This is a genomic window from Shewanella sp. 4_MG-2023 (assembly GCF_030548015.1).
GTDB lineage: Bacteria > Pseudomonadota > Gammaproteobacteria > Enterobacterales > Shewanellaceae > Shewanella.
Map to the genome: position 1 here is coordinate 1 of NZ_JAUORL010000056.1, position 10,207 is coordinate 10,207.

Annotated in this window: 11 protein-coding genes; 5 read left to right on the forward strand and 6 right to left on the reverse strand. The window is 40.2% G+C overall.

The features are described from left to right. Positions 1–1,244: 1,244 nt before the first annotated feature. Genes ccmE through ccmA form a run of 5 tightly spaced genes read right to left on the reverse strand, consistent with a single transcriptional unit; the run spans position 1,245 to position 4,032 of the window. The gene (gene ccmE, locus Q4546_RS18720) at positions 1,245–1,742 is read right to left on the reverse strand and encodes a cytochrome c maturation protein CcmE (protein ID WP_102440378.1); all 498 of its coding nucleotides are present in this window, start codon (positions 1,740–1,742) and stop codon (positions 1,245–1,247) included. After that, positions 1,742–1,939: a heme exporter protein CcmD gene (gene ccmD / locus Q4546_RS18725; RefSeq protein ID WP_102440380.1), complete on the reverse strand. Its 198-nt coding sequence runs from the start codon at positions 1,937–1,939 to the stop codon at positions 1,742–1,744. Before ccmD ends, ccmE begins: the two co-directional genes overlap by 1 nt. After that, complete coding sequence (locus tag Q4546_RS18730; RefSeq protein ID WP_102477112.1) at positions 1,939–2,685, reverse strand: heme ABC transporter permease; 747 nt, start codon at positions 2,683–2,685, stop codon at positions 1,939–1,941. The genes ccmD and Q4546_RS18730 overlap by 1 nt, the downstream gene beginning before the upstream one ends. Continuing rightward, a complete protein-coding gene (ccmB, locus tag Q4546_RS18735) occupies positions 2,686–3,372 on the reverse strand; it encodes a heme exporter protein CcmB (protein ID WP_076543209.1) in 687 nt (228 codons plus the stop codon). Between the two features lie 9 nt (positions 3,373–3,381). After that, positions 3,382–4,032, reverse strand: coding sequence for a cytochrome c biogenesis heme-transporting ATPase CcmA (gene ccmA, locus Q4546_RS18740; RefSeq protein ID WP_102477113.1), 651 nt, complete (start codon positions 4,030–4,032; stop codon positions 3,382–3,384). A gap of 322 nt (positions 4,033–4,354) precedes the next feature. On the opposite strand from ccmA, the gene Q4546_RS18745 reads away from it, so the two are divergent. Continuing rightward, a complete protein-coding gene (locus Q4546_RS18745; RefSeq protein ID WP_076543207.1) occupies positions 4,355–4,648 on the forward strand; it encodes a cytochrome c5 family protein in 294 nt (97 codons plus the stop codon). A gap of 69 nt (positions 4,649–4,717) precedes the next feature. Here Q4546_RS18745 and ccmI read toward each other — a convergent pair whose 3' ends face one another. Further along, the gene (gene ccmI, locus Q4546_RS18750; protein ID WP_303446831.1) at positions 4,718–5,986 is read right to left on the reverse strand and encodes a c-type cytochrome biogenesis protein CcmI; all 1,269 of its coding nucleotides are present in this window, start codon (positions 5,984–5,986) and stop codon (positions 4,718–4,720) included. A gap of 424 nt (positions 5,987–6,410) precedes the next feature. Here ccmI and Q4546_RS18755 point away from each other — a divergent pair, with 424 nt between their 5' ends. The 4 genes from Q4546_RS18755 to Q4546_RS18770 are packed head-to-tail and all read left to right on the forward strand — an operon-like array spanning position 6,411 to position 9,999. Beyond that, positions 6,411–8,387 carry a heme lyase CcmF/NrfE family subunit gene (locus Q4546_RS18755; protein WP_303446829.1) on the forward strand — a complete coding sequence of 659 codons (1,977 nt, stop codon included), beginning with the start codon at positions 6,411–6,413 and terminating at the stop codon, positions 8,385–8,387. A gap of 15 nt (positions 8,388–8,402) precedes the next feature. Beyond that, positions 8,403–8,954 (forward strand): DsbE family thiol:disulfide interchange protein, encoded by a 552-nt coding sequence (locus Q4546_RS18760; RefSeq protein ID WP_102440374.1) that lies wholly within the window; start codon positions 8,403–8,405, stop codon positions 8,952–8,954. Positions 8,955–8,956: 2 nt separating this feature from the next. Then, positions 8,957–9,448, forward strand: a complete 492-nt coding sequence (nrfF, locus tag Q4546_RS18765) for a heme lyase NrfEFG subunit NrfF (protein WP_303446830.1) — start codon at positions 8,957–8,959, stop codon at positions 9,446–9,448. Beyond that, the gene (locus tag Q4546_RS18770; protein ID WP_102440372.1) at positions 9,445–9,999 is read left to right on the forward strand and encodes a TlpA disulfide reductase family protein; all 555 of its coding nucleotides are present in this window, start codon (positions 9,445–9,447) and stop codon (positions 9,997–9,999) included. The genes nrfF and Q4546_RS18770 overlap by 4 nt, the downstream gene beginning before the upstream one ends. Positions 10,000–10,207 lie beyond the last annotated feature (208 nt).

Sequence of the window (10,207 nt, forward strand, 5' to 3'; positions counted from 1 at the left end):
GTCTTTCTTCGCATACCTCCCCGAGCTCCCAGAGCTTCATGTTCTGGATCTGCTGCATTTGCTGGCTTACCTGGCTTACCTGGCTTACCTGGCTTACCTGGCTAGCAGCATAGAGCTTCCATTAATTTAAAATAGTTCGCTGCTGACTGAAGACTCGTAAATCCACAACAAAATGAATAATTAGCTTCTCGTAATTAGCTTCTCGTAATTAGCTTCTCGTAATTAGCTTAGATTTACTCGCAAACTACCCAGTTGTAATTGTTAATCATCTGAACCTAAGTCAGTTAAACTGCTTTGAAAGTTGTTTACGAAGCTTTCTGTAATAGCTAAATTGTCATTTGCATTGCTGTAATCAGTTTTGACTGTAGCCATTTAGTTGTGTCATTTTTTGGTGACATAAGTTGGTTTACTAGCCATGAAAGGTTAACTGTTTAAGTTAGTTGGCAGCGTTAAAGGGTTCTGCGTCTTTGTTTATAAAGCCACTAAACGTGTGCTTAAAACCAGTTATCTTTTTCAAGTAGCACATGTTAAACGAGTCCACCTAAGTCTTTATCACCAAGTGTCCCGGCTTGTTAGGCTCAGAATCTAGTGGACAACGAAAGTGATTTACCTGTTATTTAAACCCTAGTTGCTAATTTTAAGATTTATTTTGATTCATTCTAGATTTTATTAAGCAGTGAAATAACACTTCTTTTTATTAGCTGCTAAAAAAGGTATTCAAGTCAACTATATCAATTGCAGCCTGGTTTGGCATTGGTGTTTGCTCCAATGCAGAATATAGTTTTGTTTAAGGGATTTTTTTAAAGAAGGGTTTTGTGCGGTGCTAATAGGTAAGTTAGCTATTCATGCGCTGTAGGTATTAGAAATATAATCGCTTGAGAGCTATTTAAAAGCTTCCAGTCAGCTTATTACGATTAATATAGGGTTTAGTGTACTTTGTTAATATAAGTCCGTTTAAATGTGCGCAGAGGCTAGGGTTATCATTTTCCGGGTAATTAGCACTTTATAGTTTTTTGGGGGGGAATTGCGGCTAATGCAGAGGGATTGATTATTACAACTTTTTGGTTAAACATTAACTCTTGGTTGTTTGAGGGCAACAGTAAACTTAAACTCATAGTTGACTTCCTATACTTTAATTACGCAAGCCAAATAAAAAAGCACCGACCAATTATGGTCAGTGCTTTACATGGTGATTAGCTTACGGATGAAGCTTAAATTTCGTATGGTCGCTACTTAATCTTGGATTAGTTGTATTTATAACCTTCGGATTGAGTTTGCTCAGAGTAATCTAATTTTTCATGGCTTTGGCCCATGGCTTCAGCAACTTCTGGAGGCATGTAATTTTCATCATGCTTTGCAAGTACTTCAGTTGCTTGTAATACGCCAGGCTCTGTTAATACACCTTGTGCAACAATACCTTGTCCTTCACGGAATAGATCAGGCAACAAGTCATCAAATGTTACGATGATTTCGCCACCAAGAATATCATGAATGGCAAATTCAACATGTAAACTATCAGGATCACGTACCATTGAGCCTAAGGTCACCATACCACCTACACGTATACGTTGACCAACTTCAGGCTTGTCACCTGTATCTGGTTTACCGTTTACAATTTCATACGGAGTATAGAATAAGTTTAAGTTTGAATTTAGCGCATATATTAGTAATGATGCGATACCGGCAACACCTGCAATTAATGCGACTGCCAGTGTTAATCTCTTTTTGCGTCTTGAATTCACTATCTGCTACTCCTAGTTTCTTTAAGGCGGTCTTCTCGTTCCATCTTTTTAGATATTTCGAGTAAGACGGATCTTTTTTGACGAAGGCTCAAGAATAGTAACGTCCCTAAGCTTCCGAAGGTAACACCGTATGACAACCATACATAGAATGCATAACCGCCCATATTTAAAAATTCAGAAAATGATTCGAACTGTATCATTTCGATGCCTCCGCTTTTGCTAATTCTCTAACCCAAGGACGCATTCCATTTCTAGCTAAAATCTCAGCTTTGTAGCGTAGCAAAGTGATTGCACCAATCATTAATCCAAAACCGACGATATTGATAAGTAACGGTGCTAACATTTCCATTGGCATTGATGACTTTTCAGTGATTTTAATTGTCGCAGGTTGATGTAAGCTGCTCCACCAATCAACTGAGTATTTAATAATTGGAATATTAATTACACCAACGATTGCTAAAATGCCTGCTGCACGAGCTGCAAGTACTTTATCTTCAAATGAAGCGTAAAGAGAGATTACACCTAGGTATAAGAATAATAGCACCAGTTCTGATGTTAAGCGTGCATCCCATACCCACCAAGTGCCCCACATAGGTTTGCCCCATGCAGCACCAGTTAACAAGGCGATAAAGGTGATTACAGCGCCTATTGGTGCAATTGAGGCTGCAACCCAATCGGCTGCTTTAATCTGCCATACAATCCCGACAAATGAAGCGGATGCCATAGCCATATACGCGGCCATAGACATTGAGGCAGCTGGTACATGGATATAAATAATTCTGAAACTTTCGCCTTGTTGGTAATCCATTGGGGCAAATAGCATTCCCCAGATGGTTCCGACACTTATAAATAAGATGGCAGAAAATGCAAACCAAGGTAAAAGGGTTGATGCTAGTTTGTATGCACGCTCTGGATCAGCGTATGAATGTAGCCATTTCCACATTTAGTTTGTACTCACTCTTAATGAAGCACCAATTGCAAATGGTGCCATAACTAATGAACCGACCAACATTGCACCAATAATAGCAAGTTGACCTGTGTAGGGTAAATTCATTCCAGCCGCATCAATCGCACTTGTAGCGAAGATGAGAACAGGTATATATAGCGGTAAAATTAGCAAGCTTAGTAGTACACCGCCTTTGCGTAATCCAACAGTTAATGCAACACCAATAGCCCCAAGAAGGGACAATACTGGTGTTCCGACTGCTAGTGTCGAGATTAGCGCGCCATAGCTATTGCTATCTAAATGCAGCAGTACTGCAAGTAAAGGTGCCACTAATATTAATGGTACACCGGTTAAAATCCAGTGTGCCAATACCTTTGACAATACCAATATTGATAATGGCTGTGGGCTGAGCAACATTTGCTCTAAGCTGCCATCACTAAAATCGGCTTTAAATAAACGCTCTAATGACAGCATCGATGCTAGTAGGGCTGCGACCCAAATAATGCCTGGTGCCACACGTGATAATACTTGTGGTTCAGGGCCAATGCCTAGCGGAAACAATGTCACTACCAGTACAAAGAATAATAACGGGTTAAAAATATCACCACGATGTCGAATGGCGATTTTTAGATCCCGATGCAACAATGTCATAAATGCTTGGGTGTAACTTATGCCTCTTTTCATTGTTGTACCTTATACGAAACGATAGTCTAGTTTTACCTTACGAAGCACATCATCAGTAATGATGCCCATATCTTGGTGAGTTGTCATAATCACGCAACCCCCATTTTTAGTGTGCTGAATAAATAATTGCTCTAGTTCTTCAACACCTTTTTTATCAATGGCGGTAAATGGCTCATCTAAAATCCAAATACGACTGTTGGTATGCCACAGTCTTGCTAATGCGGTGCGACGATGCTGACCTGCAGATAAATGTCCTGCTAGGGCTTCTTCAAAACCGCCTAAGTTAACTTTGGCTAATATATCGTAACTATCAAAGTCATCATAACCACTTAACCTTAAATTGAAGTTAAGATTTTCTTTTGCTGTTAACTCACTTTTAACACCTGCTAAGTGACCTAGGTAAAGTAAATCTTCATTAAATTCATCACGGCATTGTGTGATATCGGTATCGATATATTCGACTTCACCAGCGTATGGCCTTGAAAGTCCGGCTATTATGCGTAGTAAACTGGTTTTTCCGGCACCGTTTGGGCCTTCAATTTGGACAATATCACCAGCGTTAATTTCAAAACTCAATTCGTCAAACAGAATGCGATCTTCGCGAATGCAGGTTAACTCATTCGCTCTTATTAAGGTCGGCCGTTGAATGTTTTCTGTCACTTAGCCCTCATTATCACTGTTAAAGATGAATATAATTTTATATTAACATAAACACAATTAGCGGTTTAGCATTCAGCTCATCTATGTGCTAGGTATTTGAAGTGGTTCCAATAAAATACATCTTATGTGAACTTTTTCATGATTCTCTAATATATTACTTTATCTTAGCTTATTGTCTTCATTTGGACGCCAAGGTGAGATTCTTGTCACAAAAAGGTGAGTTTTATTGAAGTTTGTAGTAATCTGATGGCGATTTATAAGTCTGCCTTCATTAAAAGGTGGCGTTGAGCTGTTAATTTATTTGCATTTAGGAACGATGAACATGAAAAAATTATTAGCAATGACTGCAGTTGCCGCGTTGACTTTGTCTTCAAACGTTTTTGCCCAAGATGGCGAAGCGGTTTATAACAAAGCGTGTACAGTATGTCACAGCATGGGAGTTGCTGGTGCACCAAAGACTCACGACGCTGCAGCTTGGGAACCACGTTTAGCTAAAGGTCTTGATGCATTAGTTGCAACAGTCAAAACAGGTTTAAATGCAATGCCACCAGGTGGAATGTGTACTGATTGTACTGATGAAGATTACAAAAACGCTATTGAGTTTATGTCTAAGTAATTTTAGGTTGCTCAATAAAAAAAACCGGCTTAAGAGCCGGTTTTTTTATGTCTATTTATTGATAGTGGATTATTGAACCACTGTATCAAGTAATAGTTTAGCTTCTTTACCCACAGCAACAGATGCAACGATACCTTTTAAATCACCAGGTTGCGCCTTCACACTGCCATGTTTTGATAGCACTGCGATAATTTCTACATTTGCAGCACTGCTTAGTTTTACATCGCCACCCATTGAAGTAGTGTCATCAAGTGTCACCGTTACAGGTAAACTGTTGGCACTTATTTTGGTCGCAGCTAAAGGTACCTTAGGGCCTTGAGTTGAACGGGCGAAGATAAATACCATATCTGAAGAGCTAACTTGATCGGCTAACTCTGGAGCAATTGATATCGCGACATCTACAGTTTTAATACCTGCTTCGGCTGTAGCTGCTGCCATTGGGTTATGAGTACTATCGTTTGGCATCACTCCCGTTTCAGCTTGAATACGCATTTGGGCAGATTCAATAGCATTCATAAGTGCAGTGCGATCCACATCTTTACGATCGCTATCTAAAATAGATTGCCACGCTGTGATTGCGCTTTGATAGTCAGCAGTGAAAAACGCATCCATACCGACAAGCAACAATGTAGAAGGGTCGTTTGGATCTAAAGCTAAAGATTGATCAACAAGCGCTTGAATCTGAGGATTCATTTGCTGACCATTTTTGTAATACAGTGCCGTCGCTTTAGGGCCTAATAATTCAGAAGCTGTGCCAACTAATTCCATCACTTTATCAAAAGAGGCAACAGCATGATCAAACTGGTTTGCTGAAATATAAGCATGACCTAAGCTAAACCAAGCTTGGCTGTTTTCTGGCTCAGCTTGAACTTGCTGCTCCATCATTTGTACACGTTGAGCCATAATCTGCTCATTGCTCATACCTTGATGTGGCGAAGCTTCAGCTTGTGGCGGGGTAGCTAACTCCTGGTATGCACCAAGGGTTGAGTAAAAGTAACCTGAAACAGCCAAGACACCAACGGTCATAATTGATGGCCATAAGATCCCTTTTGCTTTTAATTTCGTATCTAAAGAATCGTCACCTGCAATCTTCATATCTTGCAGAAGGCCAATTTCTAGTTCTTTTTTAAGCGCGTCAAACTCTGTTTGATCAAGCAAGCCTTCTTCAAGTTCTTTAGCTAAAATGCCTGCGCGCTCGTTGAAGAGTTCAAGGTTAGTTTGCTTACGTACGCCTGATTCTTCAGCAGATAGCATTTTTTGCTGACGAAAATGAGGGATCCAAATCAGCATTAAGCTGATGAGTACGACAAGCGCAATAAATATCCAAAATGTGGTCATTGTTTCAATATTCACTTTTAGGTTGCTGAAAAAATAAAGCGGAACTGCCGCCTAACTTGAGTGCTAGATTATACGTAAAGATGATTCATTGAACAGTAATATACGATTTTACTTAGTCAGAATCCTTATAGTTGGGCACTGGTTCACAAATAAATAACCACCTTTGAAATCAAACGAAACTTAAATGAACTTTTTTAGTCATAGGCTTAGCTGTTATAACTGTGTGTTTTCAATCTCTATTTTTTTGAGAATGAGACTAGTGACCCAGTTTTGCATGAAATAGGCAGACATAAACAACAGCAAATACTAAAATATAACAAAATTCGTATTAGCTAATGTTAATGTAGCTGATATATAGCATTATGTTAGTTATGCGTTGGTTTGATTAGGTTCGGACCAACTTTTATCACACTGAGGAATACCCATGATCCCAGAACTTGGACACTTCTCGCTCATTATAGGTGTGGCATTTGCCATGCTATTAATGACCGTGCCGTTAATTGGTGCAGCCCGTAAGGACCAGTATCTCGTAAGATATGCTTGGCCGATTTGTTACGGTATGTTCTTTTTCATCGCTCTTTCAGTTATCAGCCTAGGCTATAGTTTTGCCGTTGATGACTTCTCTGTGGCTTATGTCGCACATCATTCAAACTCACAATTGCCAATCTTCTTTAAGATTGCAGCAGTGTGGGGTGGCCATGAAGGGTCACTTCTATTCTGGGTATTCTCTATATCTGTCTGGGCTGCATCAGTTGCATTGTTCAGTAAAGGTATGGAAGAAGTCTTTATCGCACGTGTTCTTGCGGTATTAGCAATGATCATTGTTGGCTTCTCTTTATTCATGCTAATCACTTCAAGCCCATTTGAGCGTATTTTCCCAATGCCGATGGAAGGTCGAGATTTAAACCCAATGTTGCAAGATGTGGGCTTAATCTTCCATCCACCAATGTTGTACTTGGGGTATGTTGGTTTCTCAGTTAGCTTTGCATTTGCTATTGCTGCGCTTATGAGTGGTCGTCTAGATTCTGCTTGGGCTCGTTGGTCACGTCCTTGGACACTAGCAGCTTGGGTATTCCTAACAGGCGGTATCTCGTTAGGCTCTTGGTGGGCATACTACGAACTTGGCTGGGGCGGCTGGTGGTTCTGGGATCCAGTTGAAAACGCATCGTTCATGCCTTGGTTAATCGGTACAGCGTTAGTGCATTCACTTATTGTGACTGAAAAACGTGGCGCATTCCGTAACTGGACCGTATTACTGTCAATATTCGCTTTCTCATTAAGCTTGCTAGGTACCTTTATTGTTCGTTCAGGTGTTTTAACATCAGTGCATTCATTTGCAGCCGATCCTAGCCGTGGTATGTTTATTCTGCTCTTGCTTGGCCTCGCAGTTGGTGGCTCCTTGACCTTGTTTGCGTTAAGAGCAAGTCAAATGAGCAGTCCTGCAAGGTTTGAACTCAAATCTAAAGAGACCTTCTTACTTGTATGTAATGTGTTATTAACTGTTGCAGCAGGTACTGTACTACTTGGTACGCTATATCCATTGCTAATTGATGCATTAGGTATGGGCAAAATCTCTGTAGGACCTCCATATTTCAACGCTGTATTTGTACCAATTGTACTTGTACTGTTTGGCTTCATGGGAATTGGCCCAATCATTCGCTGGAAAAAATCTAAAGCGGGTGAGATTAAACGCCAACTTATGATCCCTGCGATTGTGGCTGCAATTGTTGGTTTGGCAACACCATTTATCGCTGGTAACGAAATGAACCTTTGGGTTGCATTCGGTATTGCTGCTGCGACATGGGTAGCACTAGCAACCTTCAGAGCGGCATATAACCTAGTAACTGACAAAGAAGGTAAGTTCACCCTTAACAAGATAGGCCGTAGTGAAATGGGGATGATTATTGCCCATTTAGGTATTGCCGTATCAATTGTTGGTGCCACTATGGTGTCTAACTACTCGATTGAGAAAAGTGTTCGTATGGGCCCTGGTCTCAGTGAAGAGTTAGCGGGTTATACCTTCAACTATATTGAAACCAAAAACGTGGTTGGTCCTAACTACACCGCGCAACAAGGTCAGATTGAAGTTTATTACGATGACGAATTTGTTACATTGTTAAGACCTGATCGTCGTCAATACAATGTACGTACGATGGATATGACTGAAGCAGGTATTGATTGGGGCTTGTTCCGTGATCTATATGTGACTATGGGTGATCCATTGAGCATGACTCAATTTGCTGTACGTCTTAACTATAAACCGTTTGTTCGTTGGATTTGGTTTGGTTCAATCTTTATGATGGTCGGCGGTTTCTTAGCTGCATCAGACAAGCGTTACCGCGTTAAAGAAGCTAAAACTGCTAAAGAAGAAGCAGAACAAGCAAAATTAGCCACTGCTTAATATATCGGAGAAAGTATGAAAAAGTTGGTGCTGTTTATACCATTGGTATTGTTTTTGGGGATGGGAGTTTTTCTTTATCAGGGGTTATTCTTAAATCCACAAAAGCTGGATTCAGCACTAGAAGGAAAGCCGGTACCGGCTTTCCAACTTGAACGCCTTGAAACGCCGGGTGAAATGTTAACGCAAGCTGATTTAAAGGGTGAAGTGTCGATGATCAATGTTTGGGCTACATGGTGCCCGGCATGTAAATACGAACATCCTTTTTTAATGATGCTTGCGCGTAAAAATATTTTACCTATTTATGGTGTTAATTATCGAGATGAGCGTGCGCCAGCAATACGTGAGTTAAGTCGTGAAGGCGATCCCTACACGCTTAACATTTTTGATAAAGATGGACGTTTAGGTTTAGACCTTGGGGTATATGGAGCACCAGAAAGTTTCATTGTTGACCATAACGGTATAATCCGTTTCCGCTACGCGGGGCCAGTTGATAGTAATGTCTGGAGTGAAACACTCTACCCAATGATCCAACAGTTACAAGCTGAAGCTAAACAAGACGGAGTTTAATAATGAAAACATTGAAAATACTTGTTGGCTTGATGACAAGTTTAGTTTTAGCTTTTAATGTGATGGCAACGCCAGTAGATACTTATGAATTTAAATCTATCGATAACCAAAAGCGTGCGTTGAACTTAGCGCACTCTTTACGTTGCCCACAGTGTCAAAATCAGAACTTGATCGATTCTAATTCGCCAGTAGCCCAAGACCTCCGTCTTGAAGTCTACACCATGGTTGACGAAGGAAAGAGTGATGATCAAATAGTAGATTTTATGACAAGTCGTTACGGTGACTTTGTACTATATAAGCCAAGATTAGATCCTAAGACCTACATTCTATGGATTGGCCCATTTGTACTAATGCTTATTGCACTTTACATTGCATTGGTTGTTGTTCGTAAACAACGTGGTAAAGCAGCAAATGTGGAGCAAGAGTTAACTGACACAGATCGTGACGAGTTAGCCGCTTTATTAGCAAGCAAGCAACAGCGAGATGAAAAATGAACAAGATGATCAAATTGATCATGCTTGGTGCATTAGCGGTAAGTTTTACCGCTAATGCATATCCTGGAATGGAAAAACAGCAACAGCATGTTAGTCAATCAACACTTGATAAGATAAATGTATTAGCGCAGCCGTTTCCTATTGCACACATTGGTTTTAATGATGCCGAAGGCAATGAAGTTGATTTCGAAGCCCATAAAGGCAAAGTTGTTATCATTAATATGTGGGCGACCTGGTGTCCTCCGTGTGTAAGAGAGCTACCTGCATTAAATCGATTAGAGAAAACACTGAGTAAAGACGAATATGTGTTGATGCCAATCTCTATTGATGCAGAAGGCAAGAAGCAAGTTAGCCCTTTCCTTGATTCTATTGGTCTAGGTGCTTTTACTTCTTATTACGACCCAAGACAGAATTTACGAGAAGTATTTCCACTAGACACCATACCAGCGACCTTTATTCTAAATAAAGAAGGTGAATTGGTTGCTTATGTGCGTACTTATGTCGATTGGGATGATGAAAACGCTGTTGAGTTTTTACGACAGTTTCAATAAATTGCAATTAAAGTCTAACGATAGTGATATAAGGTTGCTTACTTAATAGACTAATCACACCTGGATTGATTAAAAAAGATCGTATTTGATGAAAAGATCATCATGCGATCTTTTTTTTGCTTTTTTATCACTAAAAGCCCTTGCGCTAAATCTTAACTTGCCTATAATGCGCATCCACTGACACGGCGACAGGCCAATAGCCTCAAGG